The 23,020-nt window shown below is 44.3% G+C and carries 20 protein-coding genes; 5 read left to right on the forward strand and 15 right to left on the reverse strand.

The genetic code is table 11. The features are described from left to right. Positions 1–257 precede the first annotated feature (257 nt). A complete protein-coding gene (locus JUI58_RS24165) occupies positions 258–1,325 on the forward strand; it encodes a hypothetical protein (protein ID WP_204106413.1) in 1,068 nt (355 codons plus the stop codon). A gap of 34 nt (positions 1,326–1,359) precedes the next feature. Continuing rightward, a complete protein-coding gene (locus JUI58_RS24170) occupies positions 1,360–2,247 on the forward strand; it encodes a hypothetical protein (RefSeq protein ID WP_204106414.1) in 888 nt (295 codons plus the stop codon). Positions 2,248–2,303: 56 nt separating this feature from the next. Here the strand turns inward: JUI58_RS24170 and JUI58_RS24175 are convergent, their stop codons facing one another. After that, positions 2,304–2,927 (reverse strand): ImmA/IrrE family metallo-endopeptidase, encoded by a 624-nt coding sequence (locus JUI58_RS24175; protein WP_239121686.1) that lies wholly within the window; start codon positions 2,925–2,927, stop codon positions 2,304–2,306. A gap of 19 nt (positions 2,928–2,946) precedes the next feature. Then, positions 2,947–3,291 (reverse strand): helix-turn-helix transcriptional regulator, encoded by a 345-nt coding sequence (locus JUI58_RS24180; RefSeq protein WP_204106415.1) that lies wholly within the window; start codon positions 3,289–3,291, stop codon positions 2,947–2,949. Between the two features lie 487 nt (positions 3,292–3,778). Here JUI58_RS24180 and JUI58_RS24185 point away from each other — a divergent pair, with 487 nt between their 5' ends. After that, positions 3,779–5,671 (forward strand): ATP-binding protein, encoded by a 1,893-nt coding sequence (locus JUI58_RS24185; RefSeq protein ID WP_204106416.1) that lies wholly within the window; start codon positions 3,779–3,781, stop codon positions 5,669–5,671. Here JUI58_RS24185 and JUI58_RS24190 read toward each other — a convergent pair. The 5 genes from JUI58_RS24190 to JUI58_RS24210 all read right to left on the reverse strand — a co-directional run bounded on the left by JUI58_RS24190 (position 5,668) and on the right by JUI58_RS24210 (position 9,656). Further along, on the reverse strand, positions 5,668–6,057 hold the full coding sequence (locus JUI58_RS24190) for a helix-turn-helix transcriptional regulator (RefSeq protein ID WP_204106417.1): 390 nt from the start codon (positions 6,055–6,057) through the stop codon (positions 5,668–5,670). The genes JUI58_RS24185 and JUI58_RS24190 overlap by 4 nt on opposite strands. After that, the gene (gene panB / locus JUI58_RS24195) at positions 6,026–6,802 is read right to left on the reverse strand and encodes a 3-methyl-2-oxobutanoate hydroxymethyltransferase (protein WP_204106418.1); all 777 of its coding nucleotides are present in this window, start codon (positions 6,800–6,802) and stop codon (positions 6,026–6,028) included. Before panB ends, JUI58_RS24190 begins: the two co-directional genes overlap by 32 nt. Before the next feature lie 39 nt (positions 6,803–6,841). Further along, complete coding sequence (locus tag JUI58_RS24200) at positions 6,842–7,906, reverse strand: two-component regulator propeller domain-containing protein (RefSeq protein ID WP_239121687.1); 1,065 nt, start codon at positions 7,904–7,906, stop codon at positions 6,842–6,844. Between the two features lie 118 nt (positions 7,907–8,024). Beyond that, a complete protein-coding gene (locus JUI58_RS24205; protein ID WP_204106419.1) occupies positions 8,025–8,870 on the reverse strand; it encodes a metal ABC transporter permease in 846 nt (281 codons plus the stop codon). Positions 8,871–8,900: 30 nt separating this feature from the next. After that, positions 8,901–9,656, reverse strand: coding sequence for a metal ABC transporter ATP-binding protein (locus tag JUI58_RS24210; RefSeq protein WP_204106420.1), 756 nt, complete (start codon positions 9,654–9,656; stop codon positions 8,901–8,903). A gap of 305 nt (positions 9,657–9,961) precedes the next feature. Here JUI58_RS24210 and JUI58_RS24215 point away from each other — a divergent pair, with 305 nt between their 5' ends. Then, complete coding sequence (locus JUI58_RS24215; RefSeq protein ID WP_239121688.1) at positions 9,962–10,915, forward strand: zinc ABC transporter substrate-binding protein; 954 nt, start codon at positions 9,962–9,964, stop codon at positions 10,913–10,915. 15 nt (positions 10,916–10,930) lie between these two features. Here JUI58_RS24215 and JUI58_RS24220 read toward each other — a convergent pair whose 3' ends face one another. From JUI58_RS24220 to JUI58_RS24245, 6 genes are all read right to left on the reverse strand, one after another. Further along, entirely contained in the window at positions 10,931–13,186 is a 2,256-nt protein-coding gene (locus JUI58_RS24220) for a hypothetical protein (RefSeq protein WP_204106421.1), read from the reverse strand. Continuing rightward, on the reverse strand, positions 13,183–14,799 hold the full coding sequence (locus JUI58_RS24225; protein ID WP_204106422.1) for a right-handed parallel beta-helix repeat-containing protein: 1,617 nt from the start codon (positions 14,797–14,799) through the stop codon (positions 13,183–13,185). Before JUI58_RS24225 ends, JUI58_RS24220 begins: the two co-directional genes overlap by 4 nt. Then, entirely contained in the window at positions 14,792–18,286 is a 3,495-nt protein-coding gene (locus JUI58_RS24230; protein ID WP_204106423.1) for a hypothetical protein, read from the reverse strand. The genes JUI58_RS24225 and JUI58_RS24230 overlap by 8 nt, the downstream gene beginning before the upstream one ends. Then, positions 18,286–19,395: a DUF11 domain-containing protein gene (locus JUI58_RS24235; RefSeq protein WP_204106424.1), complete on the reverse strand. Its 1,110-nt coding sequence runs from the start codon at positions 19,393–19,395 to the stop codon at positions 18,286–18,288. Before JUI58_RS24235 ends, JUI58_RS24230 begins: the two co-directional genes overlap by 1 nt. A gap of 322 nt (positions 19,396–19,717) precedes the next feature. Then, positions 19,718–19,894 (reverse strand): hypothetical protein, encoded by a 177-nt coding sequence (locus JUI58_RS24240; protein WP_204106425.1) that lies wholly within the window; start codon positions 19,892–19,894, stop codon positions 19,718–19,720. A gap of 84 nt (positions 19,895–19,978) precedes the next feature. Next, entirely contained in the window at positions 19,979–20,584 is a 606-nt protein-coding gene (locus tag JUI58_RS24245; protein ID WP_239121689.1) for a Uma2 family endonuclease, read from the reverse strand. A 120-nt stretch (positions 20,585–20,704) separates the two neighbouring features. Between JUI58_RS24245 and glyQ the strand changes: the two genes are divergently transcribed. Then, a complete protein-coding gene (gene glyQ, locus JUI58_RS24250) occupies positions 20,705–21,583 on the forward strand; it encodes a glycine--tRNA ligase subunit alpha (RefSeq protein ID WP_204106426.1) in 879 nt (292 codons plus the stop codon). Positions 21,584–21,609: 26 nt separating this feature from the next. Here glyQ and JUI58_RS24255 read toward each other — a convergent pair whose 3' ends face one another. Beyond that, complete coding sequence (locus JUI58_RS24255; RefSeq protein WP_239121691.1) at positions 21,610–22,563, reverse strand: aldo/keto reductase; 954 nt, start codon at positions 22,561–22,563, stop codon at positions 21,610–21,612. A 33-nt stretch (positions 22,564–22,596) separates the two neighbouring features. After that, entirely contained in the window at positions 22,597–23,013 is a 417-nt protein-coding gene (locus JUI58_RS24260; protein WP_204106427.1) for a DUF1824 family protein, read from the reverse strand. Between the last annotated feature and the right edge of the window lie 7 nt (positions 23,014–23,020).

Genomic DNA, 23,020 nt, shown 5'->3' on the forward strand with positions numbered 1-23,020 from the left:
CTATTTAGGGAGCGAGACGCTATTTAGGGAGCGAGACGCTATTTAGGGAGCGAGACGCTATTTAGGGAGCGAGACGCTATTTAGGGAGCGAGACGCTCCCACTACAGTATCTCATTGAAGTCGTGCAAGCATCTTGCTTGCTGATCAATAAATGCTTTTATGCTTTTTGTTTCCAGTAAAGGAAAGTTAAGGATCGCGTCAATCTAGAAATTGCAAGCGACAATGGAAGACAAGTCTAAATTTTGACCGGAGGGAAGATGCACTTGTTTAAATTGAAGAAGATATTCGCGATCTTTATTGTACTGGCGGTGTTTGGCTTTACCGCTTGCGCCTCAACGCCTTCTGAGTTTGCACAAGCAGACCGAGACAGCCAGCAGGAGAATGTCACCACAACAACCACAACCCCTGAAAGCCCCCAAGCCTCTCCCCAGAAAAGCCTCAAGGAAATTCAGAAAGAAAGCAGCACACGAGGTGCCAGCGCTGTTGCTGACAATGCTGTAGCGGGTGGGAAGTTGAATAAGTTCTTTCCTAAGCCTGGCAATGGCTATGATGTGGTCTATGCTCAAGAGAAAACAGGATTTGCTCAAGCAAAGTGGAAAAAAGGCGGTACAGAATTGGCCGCGATCTCTATTTCCGATATTGCCAGCACTCCTACGGCTGCGGATAAATTTGCTAACAGTACGAGCAAAATTAAAGGGTATCCTTCAGCGAGTCAAGGCTCAAAAGGTACAGGAGTTCTAGTTGGCCGCTTTCAGGTAAAAGTTCTCTCTCGAGATGCGTCTTTTAGTGAAAGCGATCGCCAAGCATTACTGGCTAAGTTCGATCTCTCGGGTTTGGAAAACCTCGTTAAACCGATCGCCAATACGCCACCAACGCGACAAACGAAACAAGAAACTAAACAGGAATTCAAAGATACGCAAAAAGAAAGCACTCAGCGTCAAGCCGAAGCTGTTGCCAAAGATGCAATTAAAGGCGGACAATTTAACAAGTTCTTTCCTAAACCTGGGAACGGTTATGATGTTGTTTTCGCCCAAGAGAAGAAAGGATTTGCCCAAGCAAAGTTGAAAAAAGAAGGTAAAGAAGTCGCTTTACTCTCGGTTTCCGATATTGTTAGCACTCCTGATGCTGCTCAAAAATATGCAGGAAGTAGCAGCAAAATTCAAGGTTATCCTGCCGCTAAAAAAGGTAAAAAAGGAACGTTAGTTTTAGTGGAAGATCGCTTGCAAGTTCAAGTCATGTCTAGCGATACTTCCTTTAGCGAAAGCGATCGCCAAGATTGGTTGCAAAAATTCGATCTTTCCGGTTTAGCCAAATTAGTTAAGTAACATTAAATGCCCATAATAGATACTGGAGAAAAACATGAGTAAGCCTTTTTATGAAATTGTAGATAATCTTCCTACTGGGAATATTACTGTTAAGGCATTAAACGCCCTCGATTTTGTTGTCCCTGGAGAATGGGAAAATATTGTGGGTTTTAAAAACACAATTCGTCAGGTGACTGGGGAAGATGACGACGATCTTATTCATCAAATTGGCGAGCGGGTGATTTGGCTCTACAATGACAAGTCTGAAGGCTATCAACGGGCGTTATGGCTTTATCAAACCATCGATAGTACTGGCACTGCATTAGGGGCGGCAGCTATGGCGAATAAGGTAGGAGAAAAAATCGGTTTTCTCGGCTTTTTAAACACAATTACTCCCAAAGCAGATAAGGCTCAAAGTATCGATCTGTGCCTGAAATTGGTGGTTGAATTACTGACTTTCTGTTCAATTAACGGAATTCCAGGGGATAATATCGGCGATTTTGTCAAGTCTTTGGCAGATTATAGCGGCGAATCAATTATGCGAATGGCGGCGCTGGTTTGTTTTGATGGTATGATTCCTTTAGGCCCTGATTTTATCCAAAAAGCGCAAGAAACTATTGCAGGTTTGAGTGCTAATGAGTTGGAAAAAAATCCTGCTTTTAGCAAAGTTAGCGATATGATTCCAGGCAAAAATGCTTCGGGAAAATTGGATTTTATCGGCAATAGTTTTGGGTCGGTAACGGGATGGATGAATAACTTTGTCGAGTCCAAAAATTTAAGTGTCGATCGCATTACCGAACACTTGAGTAAATACATCGAAATTGCTGATGATAAACTCGATTATTTGGCCGCTTTCCTCGATATGACCACCAATTATTACGAGCATACGGGAACACAAACTATTGCCAAACATATCATCGATCGCGCTTACGCTGAAATTTAAAATTTAGACAATTAAAAAAGGAGGGATTGAAAAATCCCTCTTTTTTAATGCTGCTTTTAGCAGCGCAGGAGTTCCTTTGAACCTTCCTTGAGAGATACCCATTCTAAATCTTTGAGACGGTGCAGCAAATTGGAAATTGTCACGCCAAAATCCGCCGCGATCGCATACAAATCCGTCCATTGTGTGATATCCCGCCCTTGGATTTTTTCCTCCAACAAATAGCGGGGCATTAATAGACAACTGGCAAAATATTGCGCCTGCCACTCAATGCCTTGAATTTGTTCGTTATTGCGACAGAGTAACGGTTTGACGCTAACATTAACCCCCTTTTGTCGCAATCTTAAAACGCGATCGACAGCTTGGCGATCGATATGTAAGACCCAATGCCCCACCTCGTGAGCGATGGTAGATTCACCAAAGCCCTCTTTTAAATCTAAGATCGTTTCATTGATCTCGATCAGTTTTTCTAAGGGCAAAATTCGCGCTGCAATGGCTCCCTCGTCGTCCTCGGGGAGGACATCCCAAACCACGTCTAAGCCTAAAAATTCGGCAACGCGGCTAGAATCGAGGGGAAAAGTCGGAACATGGCGATCGCTAGTCTTCATTGCCTCTAAGACATCGAGGGCGCGACATTCGATCGCGTGCTTGTCCATAAACTGAAAGGGTTTGATCACACTCATTGTCTCGTTATTCTTCTCATTATTCTGAGGATTCTTGGCTGGCTTCTTGGAACAATTTCTGGGCGAATTCTGGGTTTTCTCGCAAGCGACGAAATAGGGTCGGCAAGGATTTATGATGCTGTCTGAGCAGATCTTCTTCCTTATGGGGGATGCGCCCGGCCAGAAAAATCAATTCTTCTGCATCTAAGTCTAACTCTCTTGCCAAACCTCGGATTACCTCCTCTTTGGGGGCGTATTCGGCGCGATTATTCTCTAGTTTTGAGAGATAGGTAAAGTCTAGCCCGAGCAATTTGGCTAGATCTCGTTGGCTGTAACTCTTGTCTTTCCGCGCTTGGCGGATTTTTTGTCCAAACTCTTGATTCATGGTTTTAAGCTCCTTACAAAATTTATTCTACATTGTCTTGATTTGAAATTCAACGTAAGGTTATTATAGCTATAGAGGTGATTAGAAAATCAATCTCGGAATTTTAACCCCCAAAAAACATATCTGCGAAGAGATAATGGATGTAGCTTCATTCATCATACTCTCTCGTGCGAACTAATGATCTATTTCCTTGTTAGAGATTTAGATTAACAGAGAGTTTTTTACATTTCTTAATATATTTTGAGTAAATGCTTCTTTAAAATCTCGACAATTAAACGCAAATATAAAAAAATCTTAATAACTCACATATTTTGTACCACAATATGTTTAAATAAACTTAAATAACGAAACAAGGATTGGATAATGGCGGCGGTATTTGGGGTAGCGCCAAAAAAAATAATTGGTTTTATTAAAGGTGTGCCGTTTTTTACGGACAAGCAGTATATTTTCAGCAGTAATTTTTCCAACTTCATTAAACATCTCAAGAATGAAAAATCAATCTTCCTCCATGTCTGTAGCAGGCAATCGGAAGCGTACCTTTATGGATTCAAACTCAAACCCCAAACAACCTAAGAAAGTTTCCACAAAACTCAAATATTATGTCGATAAAATTTCTCTGCCTTGGATTGAGCGATCGCTGAGTCGATGGAATATTGCCCAAAAATTTGCCTACAGCTACGCTTTAGCTTTAGGGATTGCTATTGTCGGGACAGGAGTGGGATTAATTTTAGGAGACTATTACGAAAGACAAGCCTTCGCAGCCCTTACCCTCACAGATAAGCAAGAACACTACTTGGACAATGTAAAAACCGCCGTTTTGGAGATGCGGTTGCATCCACAGAAATTACTACCCACCTTTGGTAAGACGATTTTTTTCGACTTAGAAAGGGCGAGGTTTTCCCTGTACGTCAATCGCGTAGAAAAAAATCTCGCCGATCTCGATCGCTTTCTGCAAAATAATTCCCATCACTTAAGCATTACTCCCGAAGAATTGCGCGAGATTAGAGAAGATATACAAGGGTATGAGAAAACAACAGAAAATTATCGCTCTGCGATCGCCGGACTTTGGCGACAACTCGATTTTGCCAACTTAAACCCAGAAGAGATTGCCTCGGGTCGCTTGCAACTTTTAGCGTTTATGAGTAGCCCTTCTTATCTCAAACTCGAGATGCGCTTCAATCGCCTTGCAGAAGATATAGAACAAACTTCCCTGGCCACAGAAATACAGCAAAATCGAGCCACCCAAAACCTAAACAACATTCGCAAAGTCCGTTTATTTATTATTGTGGGAAGTGTGGGATTGAGTGCGGCGATCGCGGCTTTTCTCGCCCTATTAACCAGTCGCGCCATCGCCCTTCCCCTCATTGCCGTTAAAAATATTGCCCAACAAGTCACCCAAGAATCTAACTTTAACCTCCGCGCCCCTGTTACCACCACCGATGAAATTAGCGCTTTAGCAATATCCCTCAACCAACTCATTGAGTGGATGAGCGAATATACCCGAGAACTTCAACAAACCCAAGCACAACTCATTCATAGTGAAAAAATGTCCAGCCTCGGGCAAATGGTCGCCGGAATCGCCCACGAAATTAATAATCCCGCCAGTTTTATTCACGGCAATATCCAGTATCTCGATGATTATATGCAGAATTTGCTGACATTAATTCAGCACTATCAAAGAGAATATCCACAACCCACCGATGCCATTCTTTCGCAAATCGAGGAGATTGATTTAGAGTTTTTAGTGGGAGATTTCCCCAAAATTCTGTTGTCCATGAAAGAAGGAACATATCGTATTAAATCTATTGTCACTTCCCTACGAAATTTTTCTCGGTTGGACGAATCGGAGATGAAAGCCGTTGATTTGCACGCGGGTTTAGAGAGTACATTGATTGTCCTGCAACACTATCTCGGCGATCGCATTAAAATCAGCAAATATTATCAAGATTTACCCCTAGTAGAATGCTATCCCGCTCAACTTAATCAGGTTTTTCTACATCTTCTTACCAATGCTACGGATGCCCTAAAAGACCCCCTAATTTTATCGTCTCAAAAACAACCCCAGATTATTATTCAAACAGAAAAGATCGACAGTACACAAGTAAAGATAACGATCAGCGACAATGGTATAGGTATCCCCTCAGACATTCAAGGTAAACTATTCGATCCTTTTTTCACCACTAAACCCGTTGGTCAAGGAACAGGCTTGGGACTGTCTATTGTTTATAAAATTGTTGAAAAACATCAGGGAATAATTAAGGTAAATTCGATTAAAGGTGAAGGAACTCAAGTTGAACTCATCTTACCCATACACCGCGATCGCGATAACAATGTAGCACTACGGGAATATACAAGAAAAACACAAGAAAAATCGGGTTAGATTATGTTACGATTTTTGGGAACCATCTCCGGCCTGTATCTTTGGGAGATAGCCACTAACAGCGAATACATTTCTTCATTGCTCATCCCTTCAATCCATTTTTGTAAAGATTGTGGGCTTTGACTTTGAGCAATTTCCAGACCGTATTCCTCTCGCGACCCCGGAGAAATATTTTCCAAAGCATTGAGAATTTCATCTAAAACCGCATCCGTCGCATTACGATTGCCACGAAAAAATTGAGAAAGATGATTTTCACTAATTCCCGTCAAGCGACTGATGGAAACATTGGAAATTTTATATTTGTTCTTGATTTTTAAAAGCGCTTTGCGGTGGATGGACAGATCGAGCTTTTCTTCAACGGGGGAACTTTTGCTCTCGCACTTCATTAATAAATTCTCCTACTGCTTGAGTCGCCATTTGGCGAAGATTAAGATAAGTTTTAGCAAAGGGAGGCTGCTTTTTCGAGAGTCCGAGCAAATCTGCCGTTACCAGAACTTGCCCGTCACACTGAACACCCGCCCCAATGCCAATGGTGGGAATTGGCAATTGCGCCGTAATTTGAGCGGCCAACTCTGAGGGGATATGTTCGAGAATAAGCGAAAATGCTCCCACTTCAGCCACGGCGATCGCGTCTCGTAAAATTTGCTGCCCTTGTTCTTCCGTCGTGCCTTGTTGTTTATAACCCAACTGGTAAACCGATTGAGGTGTTAAGCCAACATGACCCATCACAGGAATGCCAATGGCAGTCAATTTACGAATAGTTGCCAAAATATCTGGACTCGCTCCCTCTACTTTAACAGCCTGTGCGCCTGCTTCCTTCAACGCTCGTCCGGCGGAGCGAATTGCGACTTCGATACTCTCTTGATAGCTGAGAAAAGGCAGATCGCACACCACTAAAGCGCGTTTTGTGCCGCGACAAACGGCGGCGGTATGATGGAGCATTTCCTCCAGGGTAACGGGTAGGGTATTTTCATAACCTAGCGCCACCATTGCTAAGGAATCCCCCACCAGAATAATATCAATTCCCGCATCGTCAAGAAGACCGGCGATCGCATAATCCCAAGCTGTCAAGGCCACGATTGCTCGTCCTTGTTGTTTCCACTCAATCAATTGTCGCGTTGTAACTGGCATTGCAATTATTAATTATTAATTATTAATCAATCAATCGCCTTAATAATTATTGGGAGGGTTGCGGATAAAGGCGAGATGAGGACGAACTAAACCCGAGGTTTGACTAATCCATGCTAAACCTTCCGAGGTGCCGACCCAGAGTTTATTTCCCGTGTCAGGAGAGAGGGATAGAATGCGACTGGAGGGGAGATCGGGGATTTCTCCGATTATCTTACCGGTTTGAGCATCAAGATGATATAAGCCATTTTCTGTACCCACCCAAACGCGACCATTTTGGGCAAAGCGAATTGATGTAACGCTGCGCCCTGCAAATTCAGGAATTGAGCGAATAATTCGCCGTTGCAGGGGGTCTATTTCCAGCAAACCTGCTATTGTTCCCACCCAGATCGTCTCGTTGGGGGAAGTCGCAAGAGCTTGTACAATTCCTCCAGGTAGGTTGGCCATACGACCGATGGGATAGGCACTGGCGGTATTGATTCGCACTAATCCTTCTAAGGTTCCCACCCAGAGTTGTCCCTCAGAATCGAGGGTAAGGGCGTTAGCGCTGACTCCAGGTAAATCTTGCAATGTGGTCATCAAAAAGCCGCGATCGGGGCTAATGAGGGCAATGCCGCGATCGGTTCCTGCCCAAAGATAACCGCGATTGTCGATGAGGAGGGATAAAATTCGATTGGAGGGTAGCCGGAAACTATAGGCGGTCAATTCGTTACTGCGGGGATCGACGCGAACTAAACCGCGATAACTGCCGCCCCAAATACGTCCTGAGCGATCGGAGGTCAAGCTGGAAAGGGTATAATCGGGCAAACTGGTGCGGGCAACGATCGCGCCAGTATTGGGATTAATACGGGTTAAACCCATCCAGGTGCCTACCCATAAATCCCCGGTATAGTCCTGTTGCAGGGCTGTAACGCGAAAATCGCGATCGCCTTTTCGTTCATTCTGGGGTTGCGATCGCGGGGGGGCAGGTGGGGGCGCATTTCTGGGAAATGTAGGGGCATTTCGCGCTTCTGGCAACCATTGAGCCACAACAATACTCGGGTGTAAAGAAAATAGCCCTACGCCCAAAATAGTCCCGATTGTTCTCGTCCAAGAAGCCATAATCATTAATTATCAATTATTAATTATCAATGCGATCGCAGTGGCGTTGCCCAAGATAATTTCATAATTTCATTGTAGGGGTTTGGGGACAAAACCGTAAATATAGGGTTTGGAGACCAAACCCCTACGGTTGTTGATTATTCACGGTTAAAAGTCCTTGAGTAGGGCTGAATAAGAAGGCAAGAATAAATAAACTTGTTGCTACTAAAACGATCGCGGGACCGGAAGGCAAGTTATAAAAGTAACTAATATACATTCCGCTAATACTGGAAATGATACCGAAACCAACTCCTAACAACATCATTTGATGCAAGCGGGTAACTAATAAATAAGCGGTTGCTGCGGGAGTAATTAACAAAGAAAGCACTAAAATAACTCCTACTGCTTTCAAACTGGCAACAATGGTCATCCCAATCAGAATCATTAAGCTAAAATCAAGAATATTAACGGGTAAGCCAACTGCTTGAGCGCCGAGTTTATCAAAGGTATAAAAAAGAAGTTCTTTATAAAGTAAAATAACGATCGCTAAAACCAGAAAAGCAATAATGGCGGTATCGCGAACATCTCCCAAGGTCACGCCAAGAATATTGCCGAAAAGAAAGTGATTGAGGTCAATTTTGTTATCTTTTTGGACAATTGTAATTAAAGTGATTCCTAATGCAAAGAAGGCTGAAAAAACAATTCCCATAGCCGCATCTTCTTTGATTTGCGATCGCGTGCGGATAATATTAATACAAACTGTACTGAGAATTCCTGCAATAAACGCACCGATGAAAATATTGGCACCTAAAATAAAGGCGATCGCCAGTCCAGGTAAAACAGAATGACTAATGGCATCGCCTAACAATGCGAGACGCTGTACCATTAAGTAACATCCCACAACCGCGCAAATAATCCCGACGATGACAGCAACAATAAGCGATCGCTGCATGAAACCATATTGTAAAGGTTCGATTAGAGCATTTAACATCGATTCAATTTAATTTAATTCAATTCCAAATTAAGCTGCAAAACTAACAGATTCTTCGGAAAAGAAGTTAACTCGTCCACCATAAGCACGATATAAGTTTTCTTCCTGTAAAACAGTTTGCCTTTGTCCGACGGAAATTAACTCTTTATTCAACAAAATTAGATCGTCAAAATTAGTAATTGATTCGCCTAAATCGTGATTGACCACTAACACGATATTTCCTGCATCCGCTAACTCGCGGAAAATAGTAAATAAAATTGCTTCTGTTTTGCGATCGACTCCCACAAAAGGTTCATCAAAAAAGAAAACTTCTGCTTCTTGTGCTAAAGAACGTGCTAAAAAAACGCGCTGTTGTTGTCCTCCCGATAACTGTCCAATGGGACGATTTTTTAACTCTAACATTCCTACTCGCGCAAGTGCTTCTTTTGCAAGACGGTGACTCACTACGGAAAAACGGCGAAATAAGCCCGTTTTTTTCACCCTTCCCATCATCACCACATCCCACACTGTCGCAGGATAACTCCAGTCAATTTGCGTCCGTTGGGGAACATAAGCCACCCGATCCAACTGTTCCTGTAAAGCGCGATCGCCATACATGACGGGTTTCCCAATGGCTGGAATTAACCCTAACATTGCCTTCAATAATGTGCTTTTTCCTGCACCATTGGGACCGATCGCCGCCGTCAGTCGTCCCGGTTGCAGGTCGAGGCTAATTCCCTGTAAGGCTTCTAGGGTGCGATATTTCACCCCTAAATCTCGTATCGCGATCGTGTTTGTTCCGTCCATTTTTTCCCTCCTATTTGGTCGCGTATGGGGCGCAATTAAGCAATTAAGGGCGCAAGCCGCAATTCAGGGCGCAAGCCGCAATTCAGGGCGCAAGCCGCAATTCAGGGCGCAATTAAGCAATTAAGGGCGCAAGCCGCAATTCAGGGCGCAAGCCGCAATTCAGGGCGCAAGCCGCAATTCAGGGCGCAAGCCGCAATTCAGGGCGCAAGCCGCAATTCAGGGCGCAAGCGTTGCGCCCCTACAGTTACTCTAGCAAAAAATGAAAAGAATATGATATAGATTATGAAAGAAATATGATAAAGATTATGATGACTCGCATTTTAAGCAAAAGAGTTCAACGGTGGGCGATCGCCATTGTTGCGATCGGGGTTGCGATCGCCAGTTGCGATGTGCAGAAGACGGAAGAGGAAAGCGATCGCCCGCAAGTTGTCGCAACCAGTACCATTATTGCTGATTTAACTAAGAAGGTGGGAGGAGATGAGATTGAACTGGTTAGCATTCTCAAACCTGGCAACGATCCTCACCTTTATGAACCCGTCCCCCAAGATACGATCGCCCTAGAACGTGCCGATCTCATCCTCTATAATGGATATAACCTCGAACCTGCCCTCATTCGCCTCTTGCAAGGAACGGGAATTGAAGCCGAAAAAGTTGCTATTGGGGAAAAAGTTAGTCCCCTACGCAATACCAATTATGGTAAAAACACCCCCGATCCTCACGTTTGGGGCGATGCTGAAAATGGTATTATCATGCTGGAGGCGATCCGAGATGCGCTGATCGAACTATCTCCAGGCGATCGCCAACAATTCGAGGAAAATGCCGAACAAGTGCGAGAATCTTTGCAACAATTGGATGTTTGGATCATCGCGCAGATCGCCACCATTCCCCCAGAAAACCGCAAACTCGTCACCACTCACGATGCTTTTGAATATTATGCCCGCGCTTACGGGTTAGAAGTGACAGGGACTTTAATCGGCATGAGTACAGAAGAACAGCCCAGCGCTCAAACCGTGAAAACTCTCTCAGATGATATTAAAATGGCTGGCATCCCAGCTATTTTTGCTGAAACGACAATTAACCCCACTTTGATTAAAACTGTAGCACAGGAAGCCGGAGTTAAATTAAGCGATCGCGAACTCTATTCCGACTCTATTGGTATCCCTAACAGCGAAGGAGATAGCTATGTGAAAATGCTGGCAGCCAATACTCGTACTATTGTGGAAGCCTTGGGAGGGCAATATGTTCCTTGGCAACAATAGAAAGAAAGCGATAATCTAATTTACAGTCACTCGAAAGCGGACAAAACCGACATTCTCCGAAGCCGTATTGGAGAGAGATAGCCCTTCGATAACAACAGAACCATTAGGATTATTAGCATTAGGACAAGCATCGATCGCCACGGGAGTTAAAGCGGTAAAAAATTTCCCTGTATCCGTATCGAGGGCATTATTAGTCTGGGATGCTTCGCTACTCCCTTGTCGCAAGAGAATACCGCGACCACTCCCATAAGTATCATTCACAAAAGTTGTCTCTTGAGGAATAGGATCGCAGATATTAACATTAGCTAGAGTAGCATCACCATCAGAAAGGAGATAAAGCGTATATTCAACCTCATCGCCACTGGTTAGAGGGGTACTCTGAGGTAAATTAATAATACCAATAGGAGAAAGACTGCTCCACCCCGCAGCATTATCATTAGTCGTACTGGAATCATCCACAAAACTAGAAAAATCAACCCCCGCGATCGCGCTGCCATTGCGGGTAATATTGGTAATGCGCTTGACAATGCGTAAATTGCTTGTTCCTGCTGTTGTACCGTCACTAATCGCAAAAGTACCCTCGAGGGCAGGGAAAAGCGGAAAATTCACCCAAGTATCCATGCCCCTTATATTACCAAAATTATTGCTCCAAGCATGAGCGCCTCCAGCACTACTTGTTCCTAAAAGTGAGAAACGGGGATTAGGGGGTGTTCCTCCGATGGAACAATTGAGGGTAGAATCTCCAGTTTCTCCCGAGGCACAGAGGGTATAATCTGTACCAGTATTGGCATCATCGTAATAAATGTTAAAGGGGTCGGGGGGAGCCGTTGTCGGGCTGAGACGTTGAATAATCAGACCATTAGGATTATTTTCGGGATCGAACATCGGAAAGTGAACTTCCCCATAAGAAGTTACCAGTTCTGTTTTATAAGTAACATCACTTGCCGGAACAATATCGCCATTACTATCTAAACCATCCCAAGTTACGATATTTGTTCCCGAAGGCGATCGACCGATGAGAACGCGATCGTTACCATCTCCCAAGATGTCATTTTGGTTGAGATCGAGGATGATGGTATAGGTTCCGGTAGTGCCGTTATTGGTAAAAGTAAACTCTCCTCCCGCAGGGGAAGTTAAACCCAGTCCCGATGTTCCATTTACCCCTCTAAATTGAAAATTGCTGGGAGGGGAAGGAATGATCGGCGCTTGGTATAACCATGTCGTACCGCTTGGGGAGGAGGCAGAACTGGGCATGGAAGTGTCAGGAGAATTAATAAACAATTTCTGGGTGATATCATCGGATGTATCGGCAGCAGAAGGCAGGTGAATAGAAAATCCTGGGGGAATTGTACCGGGGTTGAGTCCGGAAAATTGCAGCGATCGAAAAATAGGTTCGCCACTCGAGTCCCGAAAGCCTTTATTATTAGCAAAAAAGATGAATCCAAAGGGATCGATGCCATTGAGATCGATTTGGTATTGAAACCCTTGATCGGTTAAAACTACTACTTCTGAATTGAGCGATCGCCCATTAGACCCCATATTCCAAGGAAAATAATTAGCATAAACTCGCCCGCTTTGGTCAACCCCTCCATTGGTCACGGTGACATCCCATGCGGTGACAAAACCATCATTACCATCTTGGGTTGGCCAATTATTACTGGCGGCGATCGCGGTTGGGTTTGCGGCTGCACTCCCTACCGCCGTTGGGTTAGGGCTGATAAAATCAATCTCCCAAATCCCTTCTTGACCCGCACCTACCGTCACAGTACAAGGAGTATAACTCTTGCTCGTTTCCGCCAGGCGATTGGTAATTTGACAGCCTGTAGTAAACGTTCCCGAAGCTCCATCGGGGGCGCGATAATTAATGGCCGCCGAGCCAAAACCGAGGGCAGAGGAGGCAAGATTAATCACTTCTCCCACTCGAGCAAATACTTTAATGGAGGTACGGAAAGGAACCCCTCCCGAAACATCATTCGTGTAATTTAAGAAAGGGCGATCGCCACCATTGGCAGTTAATTCTAGGCTTCCTTCCGATCGCGCTGGACTGTTCCAAAAGGCAACAGGCAAAAGGCAACAGGCAACAAGGAGCATTTTAACCGTAGGGGCGCAATGCTTGCGCCCTTTATTTTCGACGCAACGCTTGCGCCCTTTATTTTCGACGCAACGCTTGCGCCCTTTATTTTCGACGCAATGCTTGCGCCCTTTATTTTCGACGCAATGCTTGCGCCCTTTATTTTCTTTATTTTCAGATAATTTTTGATAATTGTTCATTGATCGTTGAAAATGGTTGCATTAAGGGCGGGTTCTGAGGTGCCGTAGTCGGGGTGAGTCGCGATCGCGCTAATGCGTTCTCCAGGTCTTAAATTGGTTAGGGAAATGGCAAATTTCCCCTCTTCATTGGTAGATACAGAAACAAGAGGAACATTTAATGGTCCCGCGAGGTTGACCTCGTTCGGTTCTTCTAAGACCCGGTATAGGTCCACCCGAGTGCCGGATTCTGCCTTTCCCGAGACGTTAACCGCACCGGAAGGAAAGCGAAAAAATTCTCGGCTGTCAAAACGCGGTGCATTAATGCCGTAATTAGCAGCTTGACGACGGCGATAGTGTTCTGTGAGGATGGGATTAATGCCGTCGCCATTGTGGTAGTCTTGCACCCCCGATCGCTGTTGGGCAATCAGATCGATACTCAATCCCTTCACATTGGTAAATTGATTATCGGTCAGAAAAACCCGTTCGGAATGGGGGACAGCAGCAACCACAATTCCTGCACCAGGGTGATTGCGAATTTGGTTGTTTCTGACGAGGCGATCGCTTCCCATGAGAAAGATTGCCGCACGGCGAAATCGTTTACCATTATCAGAGATTAAATTATCTTCGATCGCAATTTTACCTTCTGGTTTAAACGCATAGATGCCGCTTCCGGCATTATTTTGAATTTGATTGCCTGCGATCGCGCTGTTGTGAATTTCCCCTTCTAAACGAATCCCATCGGGCATTCCTGCAAAGCCATTATTGGCGATAATATTGTTCTCAATGAGCAAATTATTAGCACGAATGCCTGTGATAATGCCACTTCCCTGCATTCCTTCGATACGATTGCGAATAATACTTGTTCCATTACTATTGAACACATAAATCCCAAAAGCCGATTGGCGATCCCCCCTGCCCCCCTTACTAAGGGGGGTGTCGATCGCATTACTAAGGGGGGATCCGATCGCCGAACCCAACCAGTTATCCTCAATCGTAATATCTTTGGGAGCGCGATCGCCATTATCCAAAGGAAATTCCCAATCGTTAGATCGCGGTAACTGAGTATCCCTGCGAGGGAAGGGAAGGGAGATGAAAATATCGGCGATCGGGGTTCTTTCTGTTGCAGTAGAAGTAGCATTAAAACCGTATAGATGCAAACCGCGAATGGTGATGCGATCGCCAGTTATGGTCAAACCCCGCATAATTTCCACTCCTGATGCTGGGGTAATGCGGACAATAGGCTGAGGAATGGGAGTATTTCGCACATATCCCGGTTGAGTTGTGCCGTCGATCGCCACCGATCGCGCAATTTCTGGTAAAGGAGATTGTAGTTCGATTTGGGTGCGATCGCCTGGCAAATTAAAGACAATACGGGGGCGATTGAATAAAGATAAAGCTGGTAATGTTTGCACTAAAGTCCGCTCTTGAGGGGATAATTCTGCAAGGGATAGGGTGCCATTGTTTAGGGCGATCGCCTCTCTGAGGGTCATTTCCTCGTCAGGTTGTAGGCGATCGGCACTACTATTCACGGTTATGGCTTGTTTGTTCGTTGCTATTTGTTGTTTGTTGGCTAATCCATTTTCGACATTAATTAACCCAAAAATAACGAATCCCAAGGCGAAAAACCTATTCATTTAGCGCTTCCTCCTGTTGCAAAGGTGTAACGCTTTGTCGTCCAAACCCGTTAAAGAGTTCGTTCACTTTCATCGTCACCCCAAAAAATATACCGTCATTGGAACGATAGCCGCTAAAGTCGGCATCATCGACATTCCCGAAAATATAGCCAACTCCTAAACGGACATCAGGGGTGAGATAATAGCCCAAATCGACCACCCAGCCAAATTCACTAAAATTAGCCGACGGTTGCCCCAACCAGCGCATCTCCGTGGAAATATCCCACTGATAGCCCAAACGGTAGGTTGCTCGCATTTGTCCCAAATGAATAAAAGTCTCGCTACTAAAATTATCCGACAACTCAGTTAAACTATACCTGAAGGCATATTTCCCGTAAAACTCCCAACGCCAATTAGGAGCATAAATCGCCTCAACCCCAAAGAGATGATCCCGATATCCCGTACCGCTACTAAAAAGCAAAGTATCGGGAACTGTAGAGGGATTATAACGGTATTCGTAACGCAAGAGAGCATTAAATGCGTCATTTTTTGGATCGCGATAGGCTAAACCCACTTTTAAATGTGCTGTGGGTCCCAAATCTTCTAACAGTTGATTGGCTGCACTGGCTTGCTGAAAGCGCACTAAAGCCGTTAACGCAGGGGTTATTTTGCCCGCCGCCGCCGCCCGAACTACAGTATTACTCCCTTGGGAATTGTCGCGATGTTCCACCCGCGCAGAAGCCTGAAAATCGGGGTTGAGAGTATATTCAAAACCAACACTGTAGGACTCTCCTCCCGATATATTCAGAGAAGATCCGCTTTGTCCCGTGGCAAAGGGCTGAGAAAAGCGAAAACCCGAGGCGGTTTGACTGGATATTTCTGTGAGAATGCGTTCGTAACCTACATCTACGTGAAAACCAGGGGAAAGGGTCCAACGATGATGCAAACCGATCGCCTCTTCTCCTCGCATCCCATTTTGGCCGCCAACGAGGGCATAACGACTGGTAATAGTGGTATCTTCCCCGATTTGGCGTTCCATCGCCGTACTGAGGCTGGTGATAGAATTATCTCCTAAGAGTCCTCCATTGAAGAATTGGTGAGCAAATTGTAAGGTTGTACCGGGCTGCATCTCCCATTCCAAGCCTAATGTAGTACGGTTGGGATAAATTGGGTCGCTGCTGTTGTTTAAATTAAGTTCATTTTGCCCTCGAAAAGCAAGGGTTTCGGTGATGGGGATGCGTACTCCCGTGACGATTTGCGAGGCACTACTATTGAAGGTATCTTCGATGCGATCGCCCCTAGTACGATTAACATAATCTAAATTTGCTGTCACTTCCCCCAATTGTTGTTGAACTCCTACCCGCACTTCCGTGAGGTCGTTGTTAAGGCGATCGCCGGAGGGGTCTTCACTTCTGGCACTGAGGAGGTCAAATTGGGGGTTAAAGGGGTCAAACAGGGTGGTGCGAACTTCTGGTGCAAATCCGAAGTTTTCCTCGTAGTCGTAACTGGCACTTAAAAGAGTCGTGGGGCTAACTTGGGCGGAAACTGAGGCACCGTAGCTGGTTTGACCTGGAACAAAGGAAGAAGTTGCTGTATTGTTAAAATCTTCCTCAACGGATTGATAATATGCCTCTGTGCGAACAGTTGGGGAGATATTTCCGGTAAAACGCAGGCGATAAGCGGAGTCTGACTCGTCAGCTTCGAGGGAGGAGGTTTTATCGCTGAAGGCATATTCCCCAACAATTGCTGCGTGAGGAGAGAGGGAGAGGAGAAAATCGGCGCTATATAGTTTATAGTCGATCGCCCCTTGGTCTTCTTGCCAATAGGAGAAGGCTAACCATGAGGGGGTTTCAAAGTCGTGGGAGAAGTTATATTGGGCGCGACCTGCTAAAATGCTAGTTTCGCGACCTCCTTCATATTGGTAAGTTGCAACGATTTTACGGGACAGACTATTGCCATAGGGATCGAAATTGAGGGCTTGTATGGGACGACGAAACAGGATTGTACCGCGATCGTAGTCGATTTCGTAGTCTTGCCCGCGACTGAGACGTTCGGTTTCAACAATCCTGCCAGGGCGATTGACTTCTTCGCTTTCAATGATAATACTTTCGCTCCCTTCTACGAGAAGGCGATGGGAAAGAAAATAGTAACCGCTAGTGCCGTCGGGGGCAATAGTATCTCGCTGAAAACCTTCTACATCGGGACTATAGAGGGCGCTAATTTGTAAATCTCCGACGCTAATATTGCTTTTAAAGCCGTGGAGTTGTCGAGTTTGGGCAGAAAAAACCTGAGAGGGGCGATCGAACTCGCTGCTGGTATAATCTCCCCACATTAAGTAATCTGTTTCCGCGCCAATAGTCGAGGAAGTGCGTTCCAAACGGAGGTAAACGCTATCAATGGAGGGGGTAATATAATCAACTGTCGAACTATCACCATAAACGGAATATTGCTGTTCGCACATTTGTGGACCGCGAAAAAGGCGAGTAATACCGTCACAAGTTTGATTGAGAGGGCGATCGCTATTATAAGCGGCAGTGACTAACCATTCTCCCACGGTACCGATCGCAAAGAAAGCGGCATCGAGATCGACTTGTACTCCTTCATCTAGGGTATAAGGTGCCAGAAAATCCCGTCGCGATCCCCAAAAATCCGTCCCACTGGTGCCGATCCGCAGATCGACGACTCCCGACACTAAAGAAGGGCGTAAATGCGTTACAAACTCTACCTGAGTAAAAGTTTCTAATACTCTTTCCCCATTGTTCGTGGATAATTGTTCATTATTGAGGGAAAGGGCGGCACGAATCTGCACTTTTTGCGCTTGAATGTCCGATCGCAGCCTGGCTCGAAAGTTGCCATCTCGTGCTAAAACTTGAAAACCAGGGCGATCGGGATCGCGATCGCTGTCGATGAATTCTCCGGCACTGGCGGTTAAAGTAACTAAAGTTTCTCCCGTTAAAGGATCGCCATTCTCATCGCTAATTGTGCCTGCAAAAACGAGGGTAGAACGTCCATCCGCAGGAAGGCGCGGATCGCCAACGGGCTTTATTTCTAGGGCGATTTGGGGTTGTTCGACGGTGACGCGAACAATGGTGGGATCGGCATTATTGGCAGACACGGCGATCGCATTATTGCCCACTTTCAGGGGGATATTGTACCAAATTTGAATCGCTAAATTTTGGCTTTCATCTCGTTCCAAAGTCGTAATGGTATCGCGATCGAGGGGTTTCCCGTTGATGCGAATAGTTACTTCACTCTCGGCATGATATTGCAAAATTAAATGAGTTGAATTTTCTCGCGTCTTTCCTGGTATGGGGGAGAGAATGCGAACTTCATCGGGGGCAAGTTTGTCATTGGGTACATTTTCTAATACAGCGCGAGGACTATCTCCAGGTTGCAATTCTGCCAAAAATTCAAGTTCTGGAGTTGCGGCTAAAGTGGATTGAAAGGCACTATTTAGGCTCAATAACGCCAGAGAAATCAAGCTGAGAGAACAAAGTTTTAATTTCATCATTTTTGTCTCCCTTGTTGGGAATATTGTTGAGTGTTTTTAGATGCACCCTGATGCAAAAATGAAGGATCCGAGATGAAAGATAAATTGTCTTTTTCTTCCCTACTTCCCCTAATTTCTTCCCCTGAAGCTGGAGTGACAGCAAAATTCATGCGTACCAATCCCCCTGGTGCCAAACGAACAAGGCGAGATTGGCTGTTGCGTTCAATGAAATAAAGATTTGGGGCGAGGGTATAGCCTGGTAAACTACTTAAATCTAATGTGCCGCTACGGTTCCCCGATACCACATTGGCAAGGGAAAAAAGCCCTTCTGCATCCGTTGTAATGCGATTGCCATCATCCATAAAAATAACCGCATTGGGAACACCAGGCTCGCCCTTTTGCTGTTCCCCGTCAAAGTTTTTATCCACAAAAACTCGTCCGATAATTGTACCGCAATCGGATAAAATACCGTCGCGAATTCTAATTAAAAAACTGGCTAAATTACTGCGGGTTTCTTGTGCCGTATTTCTGCCATCTCCGCGCACTGCATCGGGTGTCACAACAGCAGCATAGATAACATTGAGAGTTTGTCCTGGAGACAGACTGGGATAAGTAAAGAAAAGAGTCCGGTTTTCGCTAGAAACTCCTGATAAACTAACAGAAGTCGTACTACTATTTTCAAATACTGCCGCTTGTACAGATTCAGGCAGAAAATTTAAACCCAAGGGTAAATTGTCAGTAATAACAACATCTGTTGCTGTTGTCGTTCCTGTATTCTTGAGAGCAAGGCGATAAATAACCGTATCTCCAGGTTCTGCGGCAGCGCGATCGGCTGTTTTGAGCAGTTCTAGACGGGTTTCTTCGACAAAGAAAGAAGTCGAGTTTGAAGTTATCGTACCACTTAAATTTCCCCCTGTACTAAAACCGCGATTGGTGACTTCTTGAGCCAAAAGGCGATCGCCCGATAAGCTACTAACAAAGAAGCTACTGAGGAAAAGAAAAAGAGTGTAAGCGTGTAAATATAGTTTTTTATTGTTCTTTGGGGAGAATAAGAGATGAGAGCAAAGAGGTGCGATGGTGAAGAAGTTTTCTAATTTACCTCTCAATGCTGGCCTCGGCAAATCCATTGTGTTGTTGTCCTTTAACGGAAGCTATTATTTGGTCGATTATCATGCACACCCCAATTATTAGTACGCTAGTCCCTGAAAATCAAAGAAAAATTTTCCTGAGAGAAAAATCTCAATTTCATCATAAACAAAGAAAATATTTCTGGCAACTGTTCGGGAAAGAAAATTGGCAAATACAGATTTATCTCAAGACAACATCACTTAAGGAATTAATTCTCTATTGCGTTGTAAAATACCAACATCAATCATCAATCAATTAACGCAGGTGCAAGCATTGCACCCCTACAGTTAGGTTGAGAAATGTTCGTTACAATGCGATCGCCTAAACTGTGACTTTCTTTAATCTTCTCAAACGCTGTTCTCGAATATTTTGTTCTAGGCGATCGATAATTTCTTGGAGTTCCAAACCTGCAACCTCCATTTGTTGACAAGCAATATGAGCATTGCCTAAAGTTTGTTGAACTTTTTCCGAGTTGGGAATGAGTGAGGTGTTATTCATGTGCTTAAATTCCAATCGATATCTAACAATTTTTGTTTACATTCCTATTTCAATAAATTTTATTTTACAGGATGCGATCGCCTCTCACTCCTCCCAAATTATAGACAAATCCAACATAAAACCAGGCAGGATATCCTCTCTCTCCAAGCGATCGCAATTTTCCAAAACTTCTTTATCGCGATTCTGTCGATAGATTTCAACTTGTCGATTTTTGGGATCGATTAACCATCCCAAACGTAACCCATTTTCGATATATTTCTCCATTTTACGCTGTAGAGGAGGCAAAGAATCGCTCTTAGAACGCAATTCAATAGCAAAATCTGGACAAAATGGCAAAAACTTCTCACGCTGTTCTAAAGTTAAATTTTCCCATCTTTCTGAAGGAATCCAAGCAATACAAGGAGAACGAATTGCACCATTAGGAAGAATAAAACCTGTTGACGAAAATACTTTACCGAGACGCGATCGCCGATTCCACAATCCCAATTCTCCAATTAGAGATGCTATCCGAATTCCCTGCAACCCTCCTGAAAGCGGTAGAATAACTAATTCTCCTCGTGCAGTGCGCTCAAAATTTAACTCTTGATGAATTCTACACAGTTCGTAAAACTGGTCGTTGCTGAACTCAACAAAAGGTTGGAGATTGAGAATAATTCCTGTCATGGCAGCACTTGACTCAACTTTTCTCATTATAGCGAGTCTCCCCTGCTCTAACTTCCCTCGAATTTCCCGAAACCGCGATCGCGCCCATTGCTAATTATCAAGGGATAATTGATAATTGATCGTTGATAATTGATAATTGCTGAATCTGTGTCTTTAAGTTTTCAATCCATAATTGCCCAACTCCACGAATTTTGGAGCGATCGCGGCTGTCTCATCGCTCAACCCTACGATACGGAAAAGGGTGCGGGAACCATGAGCTATCATACCTTCCTGCGGGCGATCGGTCCGGAGCCTTGGTCTGTCGCTTATATTGAACCCTGTCGTCGTCCCACGGATGGACGCTACGGGGAAAATCCCAATCGTTATCAGCATTACTATCAATATCAAGTCCTGATTAAGCCTTCTCCCGATGATATTCAAGAAGTCTACCTCGACTCCCTCAAAGCCTTGGGAATTCGCCCAGAAGACCACGATATTCGCTTTGTTGAAGATAATTGGGAATCTCCTACATTAGGCGCTTGGGGAGTCGGTTGGGAGGTTTGGCTGGATGGGATGGAAATTACTCAATTTACCTATTTTCAACAGTGCGGAGGTATTGATTGTCGTCCCGTTTCTATTGAAATTACTTATGGTTTGGAAAGATTAGCGATGTATCTTCAAGATGTGGAGGCGATCGCCAAAATTCAATGGAATGAACATCTCAATTATGGCGATATTTTTCTGCAAGGTGAAATCGAACAATGTACCTATAACTTTGAAGCCTCGGACCCAGACCTTTTATTTAACTTGTTTAAACTCTACGAACAAGAAGCAAAACAATTAATCGATCGCGGTTTAGTTCTTCCCAGTCACGACTATGTATTAAAATGCTCCCACTCTTTTAACTTGCTTGATGCCAGAGGAGTTATTTCTGTTACCGAACGTACCAGTTATATCGGACGCATTCGCAATTTAGCACGTCAAGTCGCTCATTTATATTTACAACAACGAGAATCATTAGGATTTCCACTGATGAAGGAACAATGAACAAATTTTAATTTAAAAGTAATTGTTTAAAATCCTCTTTCGTAAGAGTATATATCTCCAACTTGCTCAAAAAGTTCTTCAGATTGTGTTGATAGCATCTCTAAATCTTCAGGATCGATCGCTGTTTTTAATGCTTCCATATTGCTTTTAATCTGTTGTCGATCGTTGGTTAATCCTGTAACAATAGAACTAACAATCTGCCGATTATTTAACCAATTGAGAGCAACTTGAGAAATACTTAAACGATATTTTTTAGCGATTTTATCTAGGGTTAATAATAGTTCTCGAACAGCCTCCCAGCCGCCGTGTTTAGCAATCATATTGCTGTAGTAAAAACTGCGGGCGTGTTCTTTCTCTGAGAGGGGTGATTCAACGTTTACGAACTTATCTGATAAAAAACCTGCCGCTAGGGAACCATAGGCAAAAATCTCGATACCTGCTTGCAAACAAAAGGCTTGTAGGGAATTTTCCAAGCGGCGATCGATGAGACTATACTGCACTTGATTACTCTTAATTGGTGCAATTTGTAACGCCTTTTTTAACATGGGTGTATTAAAATTAGTGACACCCAAACGAGCAATTTTACCCCGCTCTACATATTTGCTAAACTCCTCCAGAGTTGAGGTAAAATCAAGGCGAGGATCGTGCCAATGAATTTGAATGCAGTCGAGGCGATCGCGCTGTAAATTGCGTAAGGCACTCTCAATTTTATTCTGAATTTGTTTGGCCGTGGGAACACTATCAAAAAATACAGCTTTGGTAAAAATTTGGCAATCGGGTCTTCCCTTCAAACATCTCCCTAATATTCGTTCACTACGTCCATAAATATCCGCCGTATCAAACCTTATCACCCCCCAAGCCAGATAGGTATCGATCGCCCGTGCGAGATCCGTCTCTGGTGTCGCTTTCCAACTGCGATCGTCGAGTTGCCAACACCCCAAAATAAAAGAATCTGCGACACAATCGGACTTTATATTCATAGTGACCATTCTCCTAGAACAATTAATAAATGATTAGGGTGAACCGAATAAATTGAGAGGAAAATGTCCGTAAGTACCGTTAATTTCTTCTTCTTCCGATTGACAAGCAATGAGAACCCCTCGATAGTTTCCTTCATAAGCATCGAGATAATGGCTCATCTTAGCCGTATTGAACTTAATATAAACAGGAGTATCTACCGATTCAATTTCGGCGATCGCAAAAGGAACAGAATAACCCAAAGCCTCCAGATAATGCGCGAGAACTCGATAACCTTGAGAGGAATTGTCAGCACAAACACCCAAATTTTCCGACTCCGATCGCCCGGTCATTAAACGTATTGCTTGGCGCAATTCTTCAGCCTCTGTTTCTGAAGCGGGAACTTTGGGAATTACGCCACTAAACGAGTCGAGTAATTTGCGTGCATGAGTTAGATCGGAAGTAGCATTCATTATTTAA

Origin of the sequence: Spirulina sp. CCY15215, assembly GCF_016888125.1 — a bacterium.
In the GTDB taxonomy this organism is placed as follows: Bacteria; Cyanobacteriota; Cyanobacteriia; order Cyanobacteriales; family Spirulinaceae; genus CCY15215.